This window comes from Vogesella indigofera (assembly GCF_028548395.1).
GTDB classification, from domain to species: domain Bacteria; phylum Pseudomonadota; class Gammaproteobacteria; order Burkholderiales; family Chromobacteriaceae; genus Vogesella; species Vogesella indigofera_A.
The window spans coordinates 85,174-105,458 of the sequence record NZ_JAQQLA010000010.1; the positions used below are offsets into that span (position 1 = coordinate 85,174).

General features: G+C 65.5%; 23 protein-coding genes. 22 read left to right on the forward strand and 1 reads right to left on the reverse strand.

Annotated elements, in window-relative coordinates; all coding sequences use genetic code 11:
* The first annotated feature begins 24 nt into the window (after positions 1–24).
* The 9 genes from ilvC to PQU89_RS15225 all read left to right on the forward strand — a co-directional run bounded on the left by ilvC (position 25) and on the right by PQU89_RS15225 (position 9,431).
* Complete coding sequence (ilvC, locus tag PQU89_RS15185; RefSeq protein WP_047968083.1) at positions 25–1,041, forward strand: ketol-acid reductoisomerase; 1,017 nt, start codon at positions 25–27, stop codon at positions 1,039–1,041.
* 270 nt (positions 1,042–1,311) lie between these two features.
* The gene (pssA, locus tag PQU89_RS15190; protein WP_272766557.1) at positions 1,312–2,076 is read left to right on the forward strand and encodes a CDP-diacylglycerol--serine O-phosphatidyltransferase; all 765 of its coding nucleotides are present in this window, start codon (positions 1,312–1,314) and stop codon (positions 2,074–2,076) included.
* A gap of 200 nt (positions 2,077–2,276) precedes the next feature.
* Positions 2,277–4,067: a 2-isopropylmalate synthase gene (locus PQU89_RS15195; protein WP_272766558.1), complete on the forward strand. Its 1,791-nt coding sequence runs from the start codon at positions 2,277–2,279 to the stop codon at positions 4,065–4,067.
* A gap of 214 nt (positions 4,068–4,281) precedes the next feature.
* Positions 4,282–4,923 (forward strand): dethiobiotin synthase, encoded by a 642-nt coding sequence (bioD, locus tag PQU89_RS15200; protein WP_272766559.1) that lies wholly within the window; start codon positions 4,282–4,284, stop codon positions 4,921–4,923.
* A 146-nt stretch (positions 4,924–5,069) separates the two neighbouring features.
* Complete coding sequence (gene coxB / locus PQU89_RS15205) at positions 5,070–6,185, forward strand: cytochrome c oxidase subunit II (protein ID WP_272766560.1); 1,116 nt, start codon at positions 5,070–5,072, stop codon at positions 6,183–6,185.
* Between the two features lie 12 nt (positions 6,186–6,197).
* Positions 6,198–7,841, forward strand: coding sequence for a cytochrome c oxidase subunit I (gene ctaD / locus PQU89_RS15210; RefSeq protein ID WP_272766561.1), 1,644 nt, complete (start codon positions 6,198–6,200; stop codon positions 7,839–7,841).
* A 1-nt stretch (position 7,842) separates the two neighbouring features.
* On the forward strand, positions 7,843–8,385 hold the full coding sequence (locus PQU89_RS15215; RefSeq protein ID WP_272766562.1) for a cytochrome c oxidase assembly protein: 543 nt from the start codon (positions 7,843–7,845) through the stop codon (positions 8,383–8,385).
* Positions 8,382–8,561, forward strand: a complete 180-nt coding sequence (locus tag PQU89_RS15220) for a DUF2970 domain-containing protein (RefSeq protein ID WP_189353779.1) — start codon at positions 8,382–8,384, stop codon at positions 8,559–8,561. The genes PQU89_RS15215 and PQU89_RS15220 overlap by 4 nt, the downstream gene beginning before the upstream one ends.
* Positions 8,562–8,576: 15 nt before the next feature.
* Complete coding sequence (locus PQU89_RS15225; protein WP_272766563.1) at positions 8,577–9,431, forward strand: cytochrome c oxidase subunit 3; 855 nt, start codon at positions 8,577–8,579, stop codon at positions 9,429–9,431.
* Between the two features lie 20 nt (positions 9,432–9,451).
* Here PQU89_RS15225 and PQU89_RS15230 read toward each other — a convergent pair whose 3' ends face one another.
* Positions 9,452–9,646 carry a DUF2909 family protein gene (locus PQU89_RS15230; protein WP_272766564.1) on the reverse strand — a complete coding sequence of 65 codons (195 nt, stop codon included), beginning with the start codon at positions 9,644–9,646 and terminating at the stop codon, positions 9,452–9,454.
* Between PQU89_RS15230 and PQU89_RS15235 the strand changes: the two genes are divergently transcribed.
* From PQU89_RS15235 to hisF, 13 genes are all read left to right on the forward strand, one after another.
* The gene (locus tag PQU89_RS15235) at positions 9,645–10,388 is read left to right on the forward strand and encodes an SURF1 family cytochrome oxidase biogenesis protein (protein ID WP_272766565.1); all 744 of its coding nucleotides are present in this window, start codon (positions 9,645–9,647) and stop codon (positions 10,386–10,388) included. The two genes, PQU89_RS15230 and PQU89_RS15235, sit on opposite strands and share 2 nt — an antisense overlap.
* A gap of 1 nt (position 10,389) precedes the next feature.
* Complete coding sequence (locus PQU89_RS15240; protein WP_272766566.1) at positions 10,390–10,803, forward strand: hypothetical protein; 414 nt, start codon at positions 10,390–10,392, stop codon at positions 10,801–10,803.
* 50 nt (positions 10,804–10,853) lie between these two features.
* Complete coding sequence (locus PQU89_RS15245; protein WP_272766567.1) at positions 10,854–11,825, forward strand: COX15/CtaA family protein; 972 nt, start codon at positions 10,854–10,856, stop codon at positions 11,823–11,825.
* Positions 11,822–12,724, forward strand: a complete 903-nt coding sequence (locus PQU89_RS15250; RefSeq protein ID WP_272766568.1) for a heme o synthase — start codon at positions 11,822–11,824, stop codon at positions 12,722–12,724. Before PQU89_RS15245 ends, PQU89_RS15250 begins: the two co-directional genes overlap by 4 nt.
* Positions 12,725–12,728: 4 nt before the next feature.
* Positions 12,729–13,316, forward strand: coding sequence for an SCO family protein (locus PQU89_RS15255; protein ID WP_272766569.1), 588 nt, complete (start codon positions 12,729–12,731; stop codon positions 13,314–13,316).
* Positions 13,317–13,368: 52 nt separating this feature from the next.
* Positions 13,369–14,133: a flagellar brake protein gene (locus PQU89_RS15260; protein ID WP_272766570.1), complete on the forward strand. Its 765-nt coding sequence runs from the start codon at positions 13,369–13,371 to the stop codon at positions 14,131–14,133.
* A gap of 27 nt (positions 14,134–14,160) precedes the next feature.
* Entirely contained in the window at positions 14,161–14,802 is a 642-nt protein-coding gene (gene hisG / locus PQU89_RS15265; RefSeq protein ID WP_047968098.1) for an ATP phosphoribosyltransferase, read from the forward strand.
* A 57-nt stretch (positions 14,803–14,859) separates the two neighbouring features.
* Complete coding sequence (hisD, locus tag PQU89_RS15270) at positions 14,860–16,161, forward strand: histidinol dehydrogenase (RefSeq protein ID WP_272766571.1); 1,302 nt, start codon at positions 14,860–14,862, stop codon at positions 16,159–16,161.
* A gap of 212 nt (positions 16,162–16,373) precedes the next feature.
* Positions 16,374–17,438, forward strand: coding sequence for a histidinol-phosphate transaminase (gene hisC / locus PQU89_RS15275; protein ID WP_272766572.1), 1,065 nt, complete (start codon positions 16,374–16,376; stop codon positions 17,436–17,438).
* Between the two features lie 6 nt (positions 17,439–17,444).
* Positions 17,445–18,038, forward strand: a complete 594-nt coding sequence (gene hisB / locus PQU89_RS15280) for an imidazoleglycerol-phosphate dehydratase HisB (protein ID WP_189375115.1) — start codon at positions 17,445–17,447, stop codon at positions 18,036–18,038.
* The gene (gene hisH, locus PQU89_RS15285) at positions 18,035–18,676 is read left to right on the forward strand and encodes an imidazole glycerol phosphate synthase subunit HisH (RefSeq protein WP_272766573.1); all 642 of its coding nucleotides are present in this window, start codon (positions 18,035–18,037) and stop codon (positions 18,674–18,676) included. The genes hisB and hisH overlap by 4 nt, the downstream gene beginning before the upstream one ends.
* Positions 18,677–18,700: 24 nt before the next feature.
* Positions 18,701–19,444, forward strand: coding sequence for a 1-(5-phosphoribosyl)-5-[(5-phosphoribosylamino)methylideneamino]imidazole-4-carboxamide isomerase (gene hisA / locus PQU89_RS15290; RefSeq protein ID WP_120812437.1), 744 nt, complete (start codon positions 18,701–18,703; stop codon positions 19,442–19,444).
* 66 nt (positions 19,445–19,510) lie between these two features.
* Complete coding sequence (gene hisF / locus PQU89_RS15295; protein ID WP_047968104.1) at positions 19,511–20,278, forward strand: imidazole glycerol phosphate synthase subunit HisF; 768 nt, start codon at positions 19,511–19,513, stop codon at positions 20,276–20,278.
* The last annotated feature ends 7 nt before the right edge of the window (positions 20,279–20,285 follow it).

Consider the following 20,285-nt stretch of genomic DNA (forward strand, 5'->3'; position numbering starts at 1 on the left):
AGAACAAACTAGGGACATAAGACAATGAAAGTTTTCTACGACAAAGACGCTGATCTTTCCATCATCAAGGACCAGAAAGTTGCCATCATCGGTTACGGTTCCCAGGGCCATGCGCACGCGCAGAACCTAAAGGATTCCGGCGTGGATGTGGTGGTGGGCCTGCGCAAGGACGGCGCATCGTGGAAAAAAGCCGAAGCGGCCGGTCACAAAGTGAAAGAAGTGGCCGATGCCGTGAAGAAGGCGGATCTGGTGATGATCCTGCTGCCGGACGAATCGCAGCCTGACGTGTACCACAGCGAAATCGCCCCGAACATCAAGAAGGGTGCCACCCTGGCCTTCGCGCACGGCTTCAACGTGCACTACAACCAGATCGTGCCGCGCGAAGACCTGGACGTGATCATGGTCGCTCCGAAAGGTCCGGGTCACACCGTGCGTTCCGAGTACGTGAAGGGCGGCGGCGTGCCGACACTGATCGCCGTGTACCAAGACAAGTCCGGCAAGGCACGTGACGTGGCCCTGTCCTACGCTGCGGCCAACGGCGGCACCAAGGGCGGCGTGATCGAGACCAACTTCCGCGAAGAAACCGAAACCGACCTGTTCGGCGAGCAGGCCGTACTGTGCGGCGGCGCGGTAGAACTGGTGAAAGCCGGTTTCGAAACCCTGACCGAAGCCGGCTACGCGCCGGAAATGGCCTACTTCGAGTGCCTGCACGAGCTGAAGCTGATCGTGGACCTGATGTACGAAGGCGGCATCGCCAACATGAACTACTCCATCTCCAACAACGCGGAGTATGGCGAGTACGTGACCGGCCCGGAAGTGGTGACCTCCGCCACCAAGGAAGCGATGAAAAAAGCGCTGTACCGCATCCAGTCCGGCGAATACGCCAAGATGTTCATCCTGGAAGGCAAGACCAACTATCCAAGCATGACTGCCCGTCGTCGCCTGACTGCCGATCATCCGATCGAAAAAGTCGGTGCCGAACTGCGCGCGATGATGCCTTGGATCGCCAAGAACAAGCTGGTTGACCAGTCCAAGAACTAAGCCTGCCGCCTCGCGGTCAGTGTCAAGCCGGGCAGCTGCCCGGCTTTTTCTTTGCCTGCGCCCCGCGCGGTGGCGGCGGCTGGCGCGGCCGCGTGCGGCGCGTCAGCGGCGTTGTGCTCGTCGTGACGACGGCGCCGCGCCGCATGACGCTTGGTAAGCGTGGCATCGCGCATTAGAATGCAGCATTGTCTTGCCGCTGGCGCACAGCGTTGGCCGCAAGTCCCGTTTCTTTCCGGCGCGCCTTGCCGCTGCCCGATGTCGAGAGTCTGCATGCATATTGACCCGAAGCCTATCAAGCCGTCCCTGCGCCGCCAGGGCATTTACCTGCTGCCCAACTCCTTTACCCTCGCCGCGCTGTTTGCCGGCTTCTACGCCATCGTGCAGGCGATGAACCAGAACTTCGAACACTCGGCGGTGGCGATTTTCATCGCCATGATCCTCGATGGCATGGACGGCCGCGTGGCGCGGCTGACGCACAGCCAGAGCGCGTTCGGCGCCGAGTTCGACAGCCTGTCGGACATGGTCAGCTTCGGCGTGGCGCCGGCGCTGATTGCCTACGAATGGATGCTGAAGGACCTGGGCAAGCTGGGCTGGATGATCGCCTTCATCCACTGCGCCGGTGCCGCGCTACGGCTGGCACGCTTCAACACCATGATCGGCTCCACCGACAAGCGCTGGTTCATCGGCCTGCCCAGTCCGGCGGCGGCGGCGCTGGTGGCCGGCCTGGTGTGGATCTGCCACGCCTACGGCTACAACGACCTGCCGGGCCTGCAGTGGGTGGCGCTGGGCTTCACCGCCTTTTCCGGCATCACCATGGTCACCAATGTGAAATTCTGGAGCTTCAAGGAGATCCACCTGCGCCGTCGCGTGCCGTTCGTGATGCTGCTGGCGCTGGTGGTGGTGCTGATGCTGCTGATGTCGGAGCCGCCGCTGGTGCTGTTCGGCTTCTTCGTCTGCTACGCGCTGTCCGGCTACGTGATGGCGCTGATGGGATTGGGCAAGAAGACGGCGCCGTTGTTGCCGCCGCAAACGTAAGACAAGCGTGGTGCCGCTAAGCGGCAAGCTGGACACGGGCGACTGCGGTCGCCTTTGTTTTGTCCGTAAATTCTACATATTGTCCGATATTTACGGTTTGACAACAGGTTTTGCCGTGCTGCAACAAAATTATTCGACAAAATTTGACAGCTTGTCGGGCGAAACGTAAGGTTGAGCCATAACAAACAAGGAGCAGTGGCATGCAATTGGACATCGAACGTCTGATCGAGGATTTTGGAGGCCCAGGCGCGCTCGCGGAAGCGTTGAATGCGGCCTTCCCCGATGAGCCGGTGTCGCGTGCCGCCATCTACAAGTGGCGCGAGCGCGGCACCCTGCCGCTGGCGCAGCTGAACAAGCTGGCGCGGCTCGCCGCCGACCAAGGGAAACGGTTCGATTTCAACGACTATCTGACCGGGGCACAGGCCTCGGGACAAGGGAGCACACCTGACATGGGCGATCGTCTTTACATTTTTGATACCACCTTGCGTGATGGCGAACAGTCGCCGGGCGCGTCGATGACCAAGGAAGAAAAAATCCGTATCGCCCGTCAGCTGGAGCGCCTCGGTGTCGACGTGATCGAGGCCGGCTTTGCCGCCGCCAGCCCCGGCGATGCCGACGCCATCCACGCCATTGCCGAAGTGATCAAGGAGTCGACCGTCTGTTCGCTGGCGCGGGCCAACGAGCGCGACATCCGCGCCGCCGGCGAGGCGATCAAGCCGGCCGCACGCGGCCGCATCCACACCTTCATCGCTACCAGCCCGATCCACATGGAGAAGAAGCTGCGCATGACCCCGGACGAGGTGGTCGCTGCCGCGGTGAAGGCGGTGACGCTGGCGCGTGAATACACCGACGACGTCGAGTTCTCCGCCGAAGACGCGCTGCGCTCCGACATCGACTTCCTCGCCCGCATCTTCGGCGAAGTAATCAAGGCCGGCGCCACCACGCTGAATGTGCCGGACACCGTCGGCTATGCGGTGCCGAAGATTACCGAGACCTTCTTCCGCGAGCTGATCGCCAAGACGCCGGGCGGTGACAAGGTGGTGTGGTCGGCCCACTGTCACAACGACCTCGGCATGGCGGTCGCCAACAGCCTCGGTGCAGTTCTGGGCGGTGCGCGGCAGGTGGAATGCACCATCAACGGCCTCGGCGAGCGTGCCGGCAACGCCGCGATGGAAGAAATCGTGATGGCGGTGCGTACCCGCAAGGACGTGTTCAACGTGGAAACCCGCGTCGACGCCACCCAGATCGTGCCGGCGTCCAAGCTGGTGTCGACCATCACCGGCTACCCGGTGCAGCCGAACAAGGCCATCGTCGGCGCCAACGCCTTCGCCCACGAATCCGGCATCCACCAGGACGGCGTGCTCAAGCACCGCGAAACCTACGAGATCATGTCCGCCGAATCGGTGGGCTGGACCGCCAACCGCCTGACGCTGGGCAAACTGTCCGGTCGCAACGCGTTCCGCACCAAGCTCACCGCGCTGGGCATCGTGCTGGACAGCGAAGAGGCACTGAACGCCGCCTTCGCCCGCTTCAAGGAGCTGGCCGACAAGAAGCGCGAGATCTTCGACGAAGACCTGCACGCGCTGGTGTCCGACCAGCTGGTCACCGCCGAGCAGGAAGACTACAAGTTCGTGTCGCTGAAAGTGGCGACCGAGACCGGCGAGGCGCCGCAGGCGCAGATCGTGTTCGTCGAGCACGGCAACGAGCAGCGTGCCGAATCCACCGGCTCCGGCCCGGTCGATGCCGCGTTCAAGGCGATCGAGAGCGTGGTGAAGAGCGAGGCCGAGCTGGAGCTGTACTCGGTCAATGCCATCACCAAGGGCACCGAATCGCAGGGCGAAGTGACCGTGCGCCTGGCCAAGGACGGCCGCATCGTCAACGGCCAGGGTTCCGACACTGACATCATCGTCGCCAGTGCCAAGGCCTACCTCGCGGCACTGAACAAGCTGCACAGCAAGACCGAGCGGGTATACGCCCAGGGCCCGGTCTAAACCGAGCGCGCAACCGCGGCAGCAAAACGTCCGACCCGGAAAGGTTGGCCGCCGCGGTAAAGATCAAAGGCCCACAAGGCCGCCCCCTTCCGCCTTTGCCAGCACCACGGCAGACGCAGACAGCCGACCCACGAGGTCGGCCTTGTCGCGTCTGTCTTTTCATTTTCCGGTTTGGCCGCATCTGCAGGCGAAGCTTTCCACAAGGACACTGCCCATGGCACAAGGCTATTTCATTACCGGCACCGATACCGAGATCGGCAAGACCCACAGCGCGGTGAAGCTGATCCGCCACTGGCAGGCGCAGGGTAAGTGCGTGCTGGCGATGAAGCCGGTGGCCTCCGGCTGCGACATCCTGCCGGACGGCAGCTGGCACAACGACGACGTGGCACGGCTGGTGGCGGCCACCGGGCAGACCGATCTGGCGCTGATGAACCCGTACCGCTTCCTGCCGCCGGTGTCGCCGCACATCGCCGCGCGCGACGCCGGCGTGAGCATCGATCCGGCGTTGATCGTCGCACACTACCAAAGCTTGGCCGCAGACGCCGACGTGGTGCTGGTGGAGGGCGCCGGCGGCTGGCTGGCGCCGCTGTCGGACACGCTGGACATGCAGGGGCTGGCGCAGCAGCTGCAGCTGCCGGTGATCCTGGTAGTGGGCATGAAGCTGGGCTGCATCAACCACGCGCTGCTGACGGCGCAGGCGATCCGCGCCAGTGGCTGCACCCTCGCCGGCTGGGTAGCCAACCGCGTGGTGCCGGCGCAGCTGGCCTTTGAAGACAATCTGGCGACGCTCGTGCGCGCACTGGGCGAGCCGCTGCTGAGCCTGCCTTACGAGGCGCCGGCCACGCCGGCAGCCTGAGCATCGGTGCCGTTTTGCGGCGCCGCACCATGATAAATACTTGTTTTATCGGCTGATCTTCCTATTCTCGATAAAGCGCTGCGGCACAGATCGCGGCCAGCGACCGGGTTTCCGGCCAACACGAGACTTTACTTGGGGAAGACGCCATGGCCAGTCGTCGCGTCCTGTTACTGCTCACGGGCTGGTCGTCTGCCGTGCTGGCGGCCGGTGTCAACCTGCCGCCGCCGGTCACCGGCGTTGCGCAGGATATCTACGACCTGCACATGCTGCTGCTGTACATCACCGGCGGCATCTTCGTGCTGGTCTTCGGCGTGATGTTCTGGGCCATCCTGCGCCACCGCAAATCCGCCGGCCATCAGGCGAAACACTTTCACGAAAACACCACCGTCGAGATCATCTGGACGCTGATTCCACTGCTGATCCTGGTGGCGATGGCGTGGCCGGCGACGCGGCTGATCCTGCAGCAGAAGAGCAGTGCCGGCGCCGAGTTGACCATCAAGGTCACCGGCTACCAGTGGAAGTGGCACTACGACTACCTCGACGACGGCGTCGCCTTCATGAGTCATCTGGCCACGCCGCAAAGCGCCATCCACCAGGTGGCCGACCGTGGCGAGCACTACCTGTTGGAGGTCGACCAGCCACTGGTGGTGCCGACCGGCACCAAGGTACGGCTGCTGCTGACCGCCAACGACGTGATCCACGCCTGGTGGGTGCCGCAGCTGGGGGTGAAGCAGGACGCGATTCCCGGCTTCGTGCGCGATGTCTGGTTCAAGGTCGATCGCCCCGGCACCTATCGCGGCCAGTGCGCCGAACTGTGCGGCAAGGATCACGGCTTCATGCCCATCGTGGTCGAGGCCAGGGCGCCGGCCGATTACCAGGCATGGTTGGCCGCAAGACAAAAAACCGCTGCGGCCAACCTTGAAGACCCGAACAAGGTCTGGCCGCTGGCCGAGCTGATGGCGCGCGGCGAGAAGGTGTACACGCAGAACTGCGTCGCCTGCCACCAGGCCAACGGCAAAGGCATCCCCGGCGCCTTCCCGGCGCTGGACGGCTCGGCGATGGCGACCAAGGACAAGCCCGGCCACATCGACATCGTGCTCAACGGCAGCAAGAAGAATGCCGCGATGGCGGCCTGGGGCAAGCAGCTGTCAGATACCGATATTGCGGCGGTGATCACCTACGAGCGTAACGCGTGGGGCAATCACACCGGCGACGTGGTGCAGCCCAAGGACATCAAGGCTGCCCGCGGCGGCAAAGCGTAAGGGGGAGAGGGCATGACTGCGATCGACACTGCACTGCAGCCGGCGCACGACACCGCGCACGGCCACCACGCCAAGCCAAGCGGCATCACCCGCTGGCTGTTCGCCACCAACCACAAGGACATCGGCTCGTTGTACCTGTGGTTCGCGTTCAGCATGTTCATTTTCGGCGGTGTGCTGGCGCTGTGCATTCGTGCCGAGCTGTTCCGCCCCGGGCTGCAGTTCTGGCAGCCGGAGCTGTTCAACCAGTTCACCACCCTGCACGGGCTGATCATGGTGTTCGGTGCCATCATGCCGGCGTTCACCGGGCTGGCCAACTGGATGCTGCCGCTGATGATCGGCGCACCGGACATGGCGTTTGCGCGCATGAACAACTGGAGCTTCTGGCTGCTGCCGCCGGCGGCCCTGTTGCTGCTGATCTCGTTTGCGGTGCCCGGCGGGGCGGCGGCGGCCGGATGGACGCTGTACGCGCCACTGTCGACGCAGATGGGCATGGGCATGGACCTGACCATCTTCGCCATCCACATCATGGGCGTCAGCTCGATCATGGGCTCGATCAACATCATCGTCACCATCCTCAACCTGCGCGCGCCGGGGATGACGATGATGAGGATGCCGATGTTCGCCTGGGCCAGCCTGATTACCGCCTACCTGATCATCGCGGTGATGCCGGTGCTGGCCGGGGTGGTGACCATGGTGCTGACCGACCGCCACTTCGGCACCCACTTCTTCAATGCCGCCGGTGGCGGCGACCCGGTGCTGTACCAGCACATCTTCTGGTTCTTCGGCCACCCGGAGGTCTACATCATGGCGTTGCCGGCCTTCGGTATCGTCAGCCACATCATCCCCACCTTCAGTCGCAAACCGCTGTTCGGCTACACCTCGATGGTGTACGCCACCAGTTCCATCGCCATCCTCAGCTTCATGGTGTGGGCGCACCACATGTTCACCACCGGCATGCCGGCCACCGCGCAGCTGTTCTTCATGTACGCGACGATGCTGATCGCGGTGCCGACCGGGGTGAAGGTGTTCAACTGGATCGGCACCATGTGGCAGGGCAGCATGAGCTTCGAGACGCCGATGCTGTTCGCCATCGGCTTCATCTGCCTGTTTACCGTCGGCGGCCTGTCCGGGGTGACGCTGAGCATCGCCGCCATCGACATCCAGCTGCAGGACACCTACTACGTGGTGGCGCACTTCCACTACGTGCTGGTGGCCGGCGCGCTGTTCAGCCTGTTCGCTGCGGTGTACTACTGGTTTCCGAAGATGACGGGGCGCATGTATTCGGAGTTCTGGGGCAAGTTCCACTTCTGGTGGTCGCTGCTGTGGTTCAACGTCACCTTCTTCCCGATGCACTTCCTCGGCCTCGCCGGCATGCCGCGCCGCATTCCCGACTACAACATGCAGTTCACCGATTTCAACACCATGGCCAGCGTCGGCGCCTTCTGCTTCGGGCTGGGGCAGCTGATCTTCTTCGCCAACATGCTGCACAGCCTGCGTCACGGCCGGCCGGCCGCGGCCAAGCCGTGGGAAGGTGCCGACACCCTGGAGTGGCAGATCGCCACCCCGGCGCCGTATCACAGCTTTGTCGAGGCGCCGGATCTGGAAGTCGGCGAAAACGGCCGCATCGACGCCATGCACGGCGGAAAGCACCACTGACATGGACAAGCCGCCCGCCACCCTGCACGACAACCGCCTGCTGCTGCTGAAGCTGCTGCTGCTGGCGTGCGTGATGTTCGTGTTCGCCTGGGGGCTGATCCCGGTCTACGACGCGCTGTGCCGCTTGACCGGGCTGGGTAGCCTGCAGCGGCCGGATGAGGTCGGCAGCCAAAGGTTGGCCGCAACGCCGCTGGCGCCGGTGCTGCTGACCTTCGATGCCACGGTGCAGCCGGGGCTGCCGTGGCAGGTGCGGCCGCTGACGCGCACGCTGCGCGCGGTGCCGGGCGAGTTCGTGCGCGTCGATTACGAGATCACCAATGCCAGCAACCGCCAAGTCATCGGCCAGGCGATCCCGCGCTACCTGCCGGCGGCGGCGGCGGAGTACGTGAAGAAGCTGGACTGCTTCTGCTTTGCGCAGCAGGCGTTTGCACCGGGCGAGACCCGGCGCTTTCCTGTGGTGTTCGTGGTCGACAAGAACGTGCCGGCCGGCCTCGACAGCATCACGCTGGCCTACACCGTATTCGATGTGCCGGGGCGATCATGAGACCGCTGCGCGCCCTGGCCGCGGTGCTGGCCGCCTTCTTCGGCGTGCGGCGCGGCCGTGCGGCCAACGTTGACCGCCAGTTGCGCTTCGCCGACCTCATCGCGGCGGCGATCATTCTGGTGGCGCTGTTTGTCGGCGGCCTGCTGTTGCTGGTCAGCTGGCTGACGGCGCCCTGAGCGGACGGAGGAATCATGCATAACGACACGTCGCACCACTATTTCGTGCCCGATCCGTCACGCTGGCCGATCATCGGCGCGGTGGCGCTGTTTGCGCTGGGGCTGGGCGCCGCCTTCACCGTCAACGGCATCGCTGCCGGCAAGTTCGGCCTGCTGCTGGGAGTGCTGATCCTGCTGTGGATGCTGTTCGGCTGGTTTGGCGACGTGATCCGCGAAAGCCTGTCCGGCCGCTACCAGCGGCGCGAGGATGCCTCGTTCCGCTGGGGCATGAGCTGGTTCATCTTTTCCGAGGTGATGTTCTTCGCCGCCTTCTTCGGCGCGCTGTTCTACGTGCGGACCATCTCGGTGCCGGAGCTGGGCAACGAGCAGCACCAGCTGCTGTATCCCGGCTTTGCCGCCAGCTGGCCGCTGGCCACCGGCCCCGGCATCAGTGCCACCTACCAGGCGATGGGGCCGTGGGGGTTGCCGGCGGTCAATACCCTGATCCTGCTGTCGTCCGGCGCCACGCTGACCTGGGCGCACTGGGGGCTGCTGTCCGGCCTGCGGTGGCGGCTGGTGTTCGGTCTCGGGCTGACGGTGGTGCTGGGCGCACTGTTTCTCGGGCTGCAGATCTACGAGTACGCGCACGCGATGAACGAGCTAGGCCTGTCGCTGGCCTCCGGCGCCTACGGCATGACCTTCTTCATGCTCACCGGCTTTCACGGCCTGCACGTGCTGCTGGGCGCCATCATGCTGGCGGTGGTGTGGCTACGAGTGCTGCGCGGCCATTTCAATGCCGAGCACCACTTCGCCTTCGAGGCGGCGGCGTGGTACTGGCACTTTGTCGACGTGGTGTGGCTGATCCTGTTCGTGTTCGTGTACTGGCTGTAGCGGCGCAAGGCGGAAGCGCGTCAGCGCCCGTGGGGCAGCCACCAGCCGAGCATGCCGCCGGCCATCAGCAGCAGGAACAGCCCCAGCGACAGTGCCACGCGCAGGGTCAGCGCCTTGACGGTCTGGCGCGGTGCGTCGCCGCGGCTGACGCTGCGCAGGGCAAAGGCCAGGGTCAGCATGATCAGCAACAGCAGGGTGATGGCGGCAATCTTCATGACATGTTCTCCGGTGGGTGTAATCCAGTCTAGCAGCCGTGCCGGCTTTCGCCGCCAGCGTGGCCGGTTGCGACTGGCGTGGCTGTTGTGGTTGCTGGCGCTGCTGCCTTTCCTGCTGGCGTTGTGGCAGTGGCAGCGCGGCCAGCAGCGGCAAGCGCAGCTGGCCCACCATGAATTCAACCTGCGGCAGGCGCCGCAGCCGTTGGCCGCACTGGCCGCCAGCACGGCGCCGGCCGGCCAGCGTGCCTGGCTGCAGGTACGCGGCAGCGAGCCGGAGATCCGGGTGGCCAATGCCCTGCTCGGCGGCGCCAGCGGCATCCGCATCTGGCAGCCGGTGCAGCTGCCCGACGGCAGCTGGGTGGTGGTCGATCGGGGCTGGCTGCGCGGGCCGGCGGCCTATGTGCGCATCCCGCTGCCGCCGTTGCGGCTGCAGGGCTACTGGTTGCCGCGACCGCAGCCCTATCTGCTGTCCGGCGCGCGGGTGGCGGATAGTGGCGAGGTCGATGCGCTGGACTGGGCGGCACTGGCGCGGCGCCTGCCGGGGCGGCTGCATGACGGCCTGCTGGTGCTGGATGTGACCCTGCCGCCGCTAGCACCGTGGCCGGTGCGGCCGCCGTTCGATCCGCAGCGCCACTATGCCTATGCCTTGCAATGGCTGCTGCTTGGGCTATGCCTGACTACAGGAGCATGGATTGTGCAGAGGAGGGGTCGGGATGAGCGCTCGGGATCGCGGACGGATTAAGTTGCTGCTGATTGTGCTGCTGTGCGCGCTGCCGGTGCTGGCGTCGTGGCTGTCCTACCGCTGGCTGCCGCCGGCCGGCGGCAAGAGCTACGGCCAGCTGCTGGCGACACCGCTGCCGCAGGCGCGGCAGCCAGGTTGGCCGCAAGGGCGCTGGGTGCTGCTCGACGCCGCCGCGGCCTGTGGCCCGGCCTGCGAGCAGCGCCGCTTTGCGATGCGCCAGATCCACACCGCGCAGGGCGAGGCCGCCACGCGGCTGGTGCGGCGCCAGCAAGCCGATGCCGGGCTGCGCCAGGACGGCTTCTATCTGGTGGACCCGCACGGCAACGGCGTGCTGTTCTACCCGGATGGCGCCGCACCGGCGACGGTGATCAAGGAAATCCGCAGTGTGCTGAAAAACAATAACAGCCTCGGCTGAGTGGCCGCGGCAACGGCTGTCCGTGCTGGCGCGGGCAGGGAAGGGGCAGGATGAGACACGTGCTGTGGCTGGCCTTGTTGCTGGTGTGCATCGTGGTGCCGCTGGGGGCGTACGTGCGGCTGTCGGATGCCGGGCTTGGCTGTCCGGACTGGCCGGGCTGCTATGGCCGGCTGTCGCCGCTGCACGCGGCGCCGCTGATCCAGGAACAGCATGCGGCCAACCCTGACGGCCCGGTGAGCATGGCCAAGGCGTGGAAGGAAATGAGCCATCGCTATCTCGCCGCCAGTCTCGGTCTGCTGCTGCTGGCGCTGAACGTGCTGGCCTGGCGCCAGCGCCGGCTGCGAGGCTGGGCGGCGCTGCTGCTGTTGCTGGTGTGCGTACAGGGCGCGCTGGGAATGTGGACCGTTACCCTGTTGCTGAAACCAGCCATCGTCAGCGCCCACCTGCTGGGCGGCATGACGCTGGCGGCGCTGCTGGCCGCCTGCTGCTGGTGGCAGCGGCGCCTGCCGCAGCGCCATGCGGTGGGGGCGGTCAGCTTCGCGCTGGCGCTGTTGCTGCCCTTGCTGCTGCTGCTGCAGATCGCGCTCGGTGGCTGGGTATCGAGCAATTACGCGGCGCTGGCCTGTCAGGGCTTTCCGGCCTGCAACGGCGAGTGGTGGCCGGCGGGGCAGTGGCACGGCGCCTTTCATCTGCTGCGCGAGCTGGGCGAAGGCCCGGACGGCGCGCCGCTGCTGACTAGTCATCTGCTGACCATACACTGGGTGCACCGGCTGGGCGCCGCGCTGGTGTCGCTATTGTTGCTGTGGCTGGCGCTGCGGCTGTGGCGCCAGCCGCCGCTGCGGCCGCTGCTGTGCCTGCTGCTGGGTTGCTGGCTACTGCAGCTGTCGCTCGGTATCGGCAATGTGCTGTTGCAGCTGCCGCTGTCGCTGGCGGTGGCGCACAACGCCGGTGCCATGCTGCTGCTGATCGTCGCCACGCTGCTCTTGCTGTCGCTGAACCCCGCCCCGAGGAGAACACGATGAATGCCCTGACCGCCCCTTCCCTGCGTCGTCATGCCGGTGCCCTGTGGCAGCTGGCGAAACCGAAAGTGGTGGCGCTGATCGTGTTCTGCGCCGTGATCGGCATGGTGCTGGCGGTGCCGGGCTGGCCCGACCCCGGCCGCATGCTGGCCGCCACGCTCGGCATCGCGCTGGTGGCCGGTGCCGCGGCGATGATCAACTGCCTGGTGGAGCGCACCATCGACGCGCGCATGCGCCGTACCGCGCGCCGCGCCACCGCCAGCGGCGAGTTGGGGGCGGCCGAGACGCTATTGGTGGCGCTGACCGCACTGGGGCTGGGCATGGCGCTGCTGATCGCGCTGGTCAACGCGCTGACCGCGTGGCTGACCCTGGCCACCTTTGCCGGTTACGCCATCGTCTACACCCTGCTGCTGAAACCGAACACGCCGCAGAACATCGTGATCGGCGGCGCCAGCGGCGCGATGCCGCCCATCCTCGGCTGGGCGGCGATGACCGGCGAGGTCAGCGCCATGGCGATGGTGCTGTTCCTGATCATCTACACCTGGACGCCGCCGCACTTCTGGGCGCTGGCGCTGTACCGCCGCGACGACTACGCCCGCGCCGGCCTGCCGATGCTGCCGCTGACCCACGGCCAGTCGTTCACCACGCTGTCCATCCTGCTCTACACCGTGCTGCTGGCGGCGGTGACCCTGCTGCCGCTGGCGTTGCAGGCGGCGGGGGCGGTGTACCTGCTGGCGATCCTGCTGCTCAACGCGCGCTTTGTGCAGCTTGCCGCCCGCCTGCACCGTCATTATGCTGACGACTCCGCGCGGCGCTGCTTCCGCTGGTCGATCCAGTTCCTGACCTGGCTGTTCGCCGCACTGCTGCTAGACCGCGTCTTTTTCCTGCCCCTGAGTGGATGACCTCATGCCCTTGCTTGTACGTTTGCTGCTGCTTGTTGCCCTGATGACCGGATTGGCCGCCTGTGATGGCGCACCGCCGCCGCCGGCGTTCAAGGGCACCGACATCAGCGGTGCCAGCTTTGGCCAGCCGTTCACCCTCACCGGCCACGATGGCAAGCGCCACTCGCTGGACGAGTTCAAGGGCAAGGTGGTGGCGCTGTTCTTCGGCTATACCCACTGCCCGGACGTGTGTCCGACCACCATGCTGGAGTTCGCCCAGGCGGCCAAGCAGCTGGGCGCCGATGGTGACCGGCTGCAGGTGCTGTTCGTCAGCGTCGACCCGCAGCGCGACACGCCGCCGGTGCTGGCCGGCTACATCCCGCATTTCGACCCGCGCTTTCTCGGCCTGACCGGCAGCGAGGCGGAAGTCGCCGCCGTGGCCAGCAACTTCAAGATCGTCGCCCAGCGCCAGCCGGCGGCGGGCGGCGGCTACAGCGTGGATCACAGCGCCGGCAGCTATCTGTTCGATCGGGACGGCAAGTTGCGGGTGTATTTGCCCTACGCCACGCCGGCCAGCGATATCGCCCATGATGTAAAGGCCTTATTGGGTTAAACTCCGTAGTGACCGTTGTATCCTTTACTACCGCATTCCGGACGTCGTAACCGTGACCGATGACCTCACGCCAGGTGCCGCCAGTGGCAGCACCCCGCCAAGCATAGACCTGAGCAAATACACGCTGACCAGTGCGGCTGAAGTGGTGCATCACCTGCGCGGCATCGTGCAGCAGGGGCAGATGGTGACGGTATTTTCCAACAAGGGAAAATCCTTCATCCTGACCCGCATCCTGGAACTGGACAACGTCGCCCGCACCATGGTGCTGGACTGGGGCGCCAACGAGCACGCCAACAAGCTGTTCCTGGAGAGCGAGCGCAATATCTACGTCTGTTCGCCGGCGGGGGTCAAAACCCAGTTCACCACCGGCCAGCCGCGCCGCATCCGCTACCAGGGCGGCGACGCCTTCGAGGTAGACCTGCCGGAGCAGGTGATCAAGCTGCAGCGTCGCGAGTTCTTCCGCATTCCGACCCCGATCGCCAACCCGGTGCTGTGCCAGTTCCTGGACCATCCCGCCGGCGAGCTGGCGCTGCCGCTGGCCGACATCAGCCTCGGCGGTGCCGCGCTGGTGCTGTCGACGGCACAGGCGGCCAAGTTCCATATCGGTGACCACTACCAGGTGTCGATCGAGCTGAAGCCGTTCGGCGTGCTGCAGGTGCTGCTGGAAATCCGTCACCTGATTCCGGTTCAGCATAAAAACGGCCAGGAAAGCATCCGTGCCGGATGCTGCTTCGCCAATATGAACACCCCGCGCGAAACCATGGTGCAACGTTATGTGGCCAACCTTGAGCGCGAGCGCCGAGCTCTGGTACGCTGATCCCCATTATTGCAACGCATCAATATCATGACCCTGACCATTGCCCTCTCGAAGGGCCGCATTTTTGAAGAAACCCTGCCGCTGCTGGCCGCTGCCGGCATCGAACCTGCCGAAGCCCCGGAATCGTCGCGCAAGCTGATCATCGGCACCAACCGTCCCGACGTGCAGCTGGTGATCGTGCGCGCGTCCGACGTGCCGACCTACGTGCAGTACGGCGCCGCCGATCTCGGCATCGCCGGTCGCGACGTGCTGATCGAGCATGGTGGCGCCGGCCTGTACCAGCCGCTGGACCTCAACATCGCCAAGTGCAAGATGATGGTGGCGGTGGAAAACGGCTTCGACTACGACGCCGCGGTCAAGCACGGCGCGCGCCTGAAGATCGCCACCAAGTACCCGCAGATCGCACGCGAGCATTTCGCCGCCAAGGGCGTGCACGTCGACATCATCAAGCTGTACGGCTCGATGGAGCTGGCGCCGCTGGTCGGCCTCGCCGACGCCATCGTCGATCTGGTGTCCACCGGCAGCACGCTGAAAGCCAACAACCTGCTGGCGGTGGAACACATCATCGACATCAGCTCGCGACTGGTGGTGAACCAGGCCGCGCTCAAACTCAAGTACGACACCATCCAGCCGGTGCTGGACGCCTTTGCCGGCGCGGTGTCGCAGTAAGCCTATGCCTATTGCGGCCAACCTTGAGGTTGGCCGCAAGCCTATGGAGCCGTAACCATGCAACGCCTGTCTTCCTCCCAAGCCGATTTCGACGCCCGCCTCAAGGCGCTGCTGGCCTTTGAAACCGCCCAGGATCCGGCGGTCGACGCCGCCGTCGCCGCCATCTGCGACGACGTCAAGGCGCGCGGCGACGCGGCAGTGGTGGAATACACCAACCGTTTCGACCGCATGAGCGTGGCCGACATGGCGGCGCTGACGCTGAGCCGCGAGCAGTTGCAGGCCGCCCACGGCCGCCTGCCGGCGCACGTGCGTACCGCGCTGGAAGCCGCCGCCGAGCGCGTACGCCGCTACCACGAGAAGCAGCTGGCGCACTCGTGGAGCTACGAGGACGAGGACGGCACCCTGCTCGGCCAGCAGGTGACACCACTGGACCGCGTCGGCATCTACGTGCCCGGCGGCAAGGCGGCGTATCCCAGCTCGGTGCTGATGAACGCGCTGCCGGCCAAGGTCGCCGGCGTGGGCGAGATCATCATGGTGGTGCCGACGCCGAACGGCGAACAGAACGACCTGGTGCTGGCCGCCGCCTACATCGCCGGCGTCGACAAGGTGTTCACCTGTGGTGGCGCACAAGCCGTCGCCGCACTGGCCTACGGCACCGAGAGCGTGCCGCAGGTGGACAAGATCACCGGCCCCGGCAATGCCTACGTTGCCGCTGCCAAGCGCCGCGTGTTCGGCGTGGTCGGCATCGACATGGTGGCCGGCCCGTCCGAGATCCTGGTGATCTGCGACGGCGACACCGACCCGGACTGGATCGCGATGGACCTGTTCAGCCAGGCCGAGCACGACGAAATCGCGCAGGCCATCCTGCTGTCCCCGTCGGCGGACTTCATCGCCCGCGTCGAGGCCAGCATAGCGAAGCTGCTGCCGGCGATGCCGCGCCGCGCCATCATCGAGGCCAGCCTCGGCAACCGCGGCGCGCTGATCGAAGTGCGCGACCTGGACGAAGCCTGCGCCATCTCCAACTACATCGCGCCGGAGCACCTGGAGCTGTCGGTGGCGGAGCCGGAAGCGTGGCTGGACAAGCTACGCCACGCCGGTGCCATCTTCATGGGCCGCTTCACCTCGGAAAGCCTGGGCGACTACTGCGCCGGGCCCAACCACGTGCTGCCGACCAGCCGCACCGCGCGTTTTGCCAGCCCGCTGGGGGTGTACGACTTCCAGAAGCGCAGCAGCCTGATCCGCGTGTCGCACGCCGGGGCCCAGAAGCTGGGCAAGATCGCCAGCATCCTGGCGCATGGCGAGGGGCTGACCGCCCACGCCCGCGCCGCGGAACTGCGACTGGACCCGGCCGGCGACTGAGCGCGCCCAACCCTGTCTTGTCATGGCCAGCACTGCTGGCCATTTTCATGTCATGGCGCGGCGGCGCCACGCTGCTGCGCTGCCGCAGAAAAGCCGCCGCGGAGCTAGGCGCCCCCTGTCAAAACAGGTAGGATGAAAGTCTTGTGAATTGATTGTGTCGGGCTATGCCGGCAGTTCCATCCGGCGCCGCCGGTAACGAAATGTCGAATAAAATGTCTATACAGCAACTGTTCCGCCCCGACGTGCTGGCCATGCAGGCCTACCACGTTGCCGATGCCGCCGGCTTCATCAAGCTGGACGCCATGGAAAACCCGTACCGTCTGCCAGAAGCGCTGCGCAGCGAGCTGGGCCAGACCTTGGCCGATGTCGCCCTCAACCGTTACCCCGACCCGCACGGCGATGGCCTGAAGGCGCAGCTCAAGGCTGCCTTTGCGATCCCCGCCGCCGCCGATGTCATTCTCGGCAACGGCTCCGACGAAATCATCACCCTGATCACCCAGGCACTGGCCGCCCCCGACATCGTGGTGATGGCGCTGGAGCCGTCGTTCGTGATGTACCGGCTGAACGCGCAGTTCTCGCGCGTGCGCTACGTCGGCGTGCCGCTGGCCGCCGATTTCAGCCTCGACCTGCCGGCCACGCTGGCCGCCATCGCCAGCGAACAGCCGGCCGTGGTGTTCGTCTCCTACCCCAACAACCCGACCGGGCCGCGCTTTGCCCGCGCCGAGGTGCAGGCGATACTCGATGCCGCTCCGGGGCTGGTGGTGGTCGACGAGGCCTACCAGGCGTTTGCCGACGACACCTTCATGGATCTGGCCGGCAGCCACGAGCGCCTGATCGTGATGCGCACGCTGTCCAAGCTGGGCCTCGCCGGGCTGCGTCTGGGCTACGCCGCCGGTCACCCGGAGGTGATCGCGCAGCTGGACAAGGTGCGCCCGCCGTACAACATCAACGTGCTGACCCAGGCCGCCGCCAAGTTCGCGCTGCGCCACATCGAGGTATTCGACGCGCAGGCGGCGGAATTGCGCCGTGAACGCGAAAGGTTGGCCGCAGCGCTGGGCGCGCTGCCGCAGCTGAAGGTGTTCCCGTCGGAGGCCAACTTCCTCACCGTGCGCGTGCCGGATGCGCCGGCGCTGTTTGCCGCGCTGAAAGAGGCGCGCATCCTGGTGAAAAACCTGCACGGTTACCATCCACTGCTGGCCAACTGCCTGCGCCTGACCGTCGGCAGCCCGGCCGAAAACACCGCGGTCCTGGCCGCGATCACCACCTACTTTGCCTGAGCCACCATGCGCACCGCTACCGTTACCCGCAATACCCTGGAAACCCAGATCACCGCCACCGTCAATCTCGACGGCAGCGGCGTCGGCCGCTTTGACACCGGCGTGCCGTTTCTCGATCACATGATGGACCAGATCGCCCGCCATGGCCTGATCGACCTCGACATCAGCGCGCGCGGCGACCTGCACATCGATGCTCACCACACCGTCGAAGACATCGGCATCACCCTGGGCCAGGCCTTCGCCAAGGCCATCGGCGACAAGAAGGGCATCCGCCGCTACGGCCACGCCTACGTGCCGCTGGACGAGGCACTGTCGCGGGTGGTGATCGACCTGTCCGGCCGCCCGGGGCTGCAGTACCACATCCCGTTTACCCGCGCCGCCATCGGCGGTTTCGACGTCGACCTGTTCAGCGAATTCTTCCATGGCTTCGTCAACCACAGCATGGTGACGCTGCACATCGACAACCTGCGCGGCGTGAACAGCCACCACCAGGCCGAGACGGTGTTCAAGGCCTTCGGCCGCGCGCTGCGCATGGCGGTGGAGTTTGATGAGCGCATGGCCGGCCAGACGCCGTCCACCAAGGGGACGCTGACAGCATGAAGGTAGCCGTCATCGATTACGGCATGGGCAATCTGCACTCGGTGCTGAAGTCCGTGCAGAGCGTCAACGACATCGGCGCCGATATCTTCCTGACCTCCGATCCGGAGCGGGTGGTGAAGGCGGACAAGGTGGTGTTTCCCGGCCAGGGCGCGATGCCGGACTGCATGCGCGAACTGAACGCGCACGGCCTGGCCGAGGCGGTACGCGAGACCACGCAGACCAAGCCGTTCTTCGGCATCTGCGTCGGCGCCCAGCTGCTGTTCGAGCGCAGCGAGGAGGGCAATACCCCCGGCCTCGGCATCTTCAAGGGCGAGGTCAAACGCTTTGCGGCCAACCTGCGCGACGCACAGGGCGAACGCCTGAAAGTGCCGCACATGGGCTGGAACCGCGTGTTCCAGACCGTGGCTCACCCGCTGTTTGCCGGTATCGAAGACGGCGAGCGTTTCTATTTTGTGCACAGTTACCACTTTGCACCGCAGGACCCGCAGCTGACGCTGGCACAAAGCGAGTACCCCGACCGGTTTTCCTGTATCGTCGGACGTGGCAATATCTTTGCCACCCAATTTCACACCGAAAAGAGCCATCGCGCCGGACTTCAGATGATGAAGAATTTCCTGGCCTGGGATGGCACTGTTTAACTTACCGAAGATTCTGTTCGCACCATGCTGCTGATACCTGCTATCGACCTCAAGGATGGTCAATGCGTACGCCTGAAACAGGGCGTGATGGACGACGCCACCGTTTTCTCCGATGACCCGGTCAAGGTCGCGCTGCACTGGCGTGACCAGGGCGCCCGCCGCCTGCACCTGGTGGATCTGAACGGCGCCTTTGCCGGCAAGCCGAAGAACCTGTCGGTGATCCGCGACATTCTCGGCGCGGTCGGCGACGACATGCCGGTACAGCTCGGCGGCGGCATTCGCGACCTGGATACCATCGAGAAGTACTTCGATCTGGGCCTGAAATACGTGATCATCGGCACCGCCGCGGTGAAGAATCCGGGCTTCCTGCACGATGCCTGTGACGCCTTCCCCGGCCAGGTGATCGTCGGTCTCGACGCCAAGGACGGCATGGTCGCCATCGACGGTTGGGCCAAGGTCACCACCCACAACGTGATCGACCTCGCCAAGCGCTTCGAGGACTACGGCGTGAACTCGGTGATCTACACCGATATCGGCCGCGACGGCATGATGAACGGCGTCAACATCGACGCCACCGTCAAGCTGGCGCAGGCACTGACTGTTCCGGTGATCGCCTCCGGCGGCCTGACCAATCTCGACGACGTGCGCAACCTGTGCGCGGTGGAGAGCGAAGGCATCGAGGGCGCCATTACCGGCCGCGCCATCTACGAAGGCAGCATCGATTTTGCCGCCGCGCAGGATCTGGCCGACGAACTGTCCGAAGCCTGAGGCAGTTTGCAATCATCTCCAGGGTTGGCCGCAAGCGCTTGCGGCCAACCTTCAGTACAGAACACCATGTCTCTAGCCAAACGCATTATCCCCTGCCTGGACGTGACCGCCGGTCGTGTGGTCAAGGGCATCAATTTTGTCGGCCTGCGCGATGCCGGCGACCCGGTCGAAATCGCCAAGCGCTATAACGAGCAGGGCGCCGACGAGCTGACCTTCCTCGACATTACCGCCAGTTCCGACGACCGCGACCTGATCCTGCACGTGATCGAGTCGGTGGCGGAACAGGTCTTCATCCCGCTGACGGTGGGCGGCGGCGTGCGCCAGGTGGCGGATATCCGCCGCCTGCTCAACGCCGGCGCCGACAAGGTCAGCATCAACACCGCGGCGATCACCAACCCCGACCTGGTGCGCGAGGCCGCCGACAAGTTCGGCAGCCAGTGCATCGTGGTGGCGGTCGACGCCAAGGCGGTGTCGCCGGCCAACGACCGCTGGGAGATTTTCACCCACGGCGGACGCAAGGCCACCGGGCTGGACGCGGTGGAGTGGGCGGTCAAGATGGCGGAATACGGCGCCGGCGAAATCCTGCTGACCAGCATGGACCGCGACGGCACCAAGATCGGCTTCAACCTGCCGCTGACGCGGGCGGTGTCGGATGCGGTGCCGGTGCCGGTGATCGCCTCCGGCGGCGTCGGCAACCTGCAGCATCTGGTGGAAGGCGTGACGCTGGGCAAGGCCGACGCGGTGCTGGCCGCCAGCATCTTCCATTTCGGCGAGTACACCGTGCGGCAGGCGAAAGAAGCGATGCGCGCCGCCGGCATCGAAGTGCGTTTGTAAAGGTTGG

Coding starts and splice junctions, on each gene's coding strand:
- ilvC (WP_047968083.1), top strand. CDS start 25: ATGAAAGTTTTCTACGACAAAGACGCTGATCTTTCCATCATCAAGGAC.
- pssA (WP_272766557.1), top strand. CDS start 1,312: ATGCATATTGACCCGAAGCCTATCAAGCCGTCCCTGCGCCGCCAGGGC.
- PQU89_RS15195 (WP_272766558.1), top strand. CDS start 2,277: ATGCAATTGGACATCGAACGTCTGATCGAGGATTTTGGAGGCCCAGGC.
- bioD (WP_272766559.1), top strand. CDS start 4,282: ATGGCACAAGGCTATTTCATTACCGGCACCGATACCGAGATCGGCAAG.
- coxB (WP_272766560.1), top strand. CDS start 5,070: ATGGCCAGTCGTCGCGTCCTGTTACTGCTCACGGGCTGGTCGTCTGCC.
- ctaD (WP_272766561.1), top strand. CDS start 6,198: ATGACTGCGATCGACACTGCACTGCAGCCGGCGCACGACACCGCGCAC.
- PQU89_RS15215 (WP_272766562.1), top strand. CDS start 7,843: ATGGACAAGCCGCCCGCCACCCTGCACGACAACCGCCTGCTGCTGCTG.
- PQU89_RS15220 (WP_189353779.1), top strand. CDS start 8,382: ATGAGACCGCTGCGCGCCCTGGCCGCGGTGCTGGCCGCCTTCTTCGGC.
- PQU89_RS15225 (WP_272766563.1), top strand. CDS start 8,577: ATGCATAACGACACGTCGCACCACTATTTCGTGCCCGATCCGTCACGC.
- PQU89_RS15235 (WP_272766565.1), top strand. CDS start 9,645: ATGACATGTTCTCCGGTGGGTGTAATCCAGTCTAGCAGCCGTGCCGGC.
- PQU89_RS15230 (WP_272766564.1), bottom strand. CDS start 9,646: ATGAAGATTGCCGCCATCACCCTGCTGTTGCTGATCATGCTGACCCTG.
- PQU89_RS15245 (WP_272766567.1), top strand. CDS start 10,854: ATGAGACACGTGCTGTGGCTGGCCTTGTTGCTGGTGTGCATCGTGGTG.
- PQU89_RS15250 (WP_272766568.1), top strand. CDS start 11,822: ATGAATGCCCTGACCGCCCCTTCCCTGCGTCGTCATGCCGGTGCCCTG.
- PQU89_RS15255 (WP_272766569.1), top strand. CDS start 12,729: ATGCCCTTGCTTGTACGTTTGCTGCTGCTTGTTGCCCTGATGACCGGA.
- hisG (WP_047968098.1), top strand. CDS start 14,161: ATGACCCTGACCATTGCCCTCTCGAAGGGCCGCATTTTTGAAGAAACC.
- hisD (WP_272766571.1), top strand. CDS start 14,860: ATGCAACGCCTGTCTTCCTCCCAAGCCGATTTCGACGCCCGCCTCAAG.
- hisC (WP_272766572.1), top strand. CDS start 16,374: ATGTCTATACAGCAACTGTTCCGCCCCGACGTGCTGGCCATGCAGGCC.
- hisB (WP_189375115.1), top strand. CDS start 17,445: ATGCGCACCGCTACCGTTACCCGCAATACCCTGGAAACCCAGATCACC.
- hisH (WP_272766573.1), top strand. CDS start 18,035: ATGAAGGTAGCCGTCATCGATTACGGCATGGGCAATCTGCACTCGGTG.
- hisA (WP_120812437.1), top strand. CDS start 18,701: ATGCTGCTGATACCTGCTATCGACCTCAAGGATGGTCAATGCGTACGC.
- hisF (WP_047968104.1), top strand. CDS start 19,511: ATGTCTCTAGCCAAACGCATTATCCCCTGCCTGGACGTGACCGCCGGT.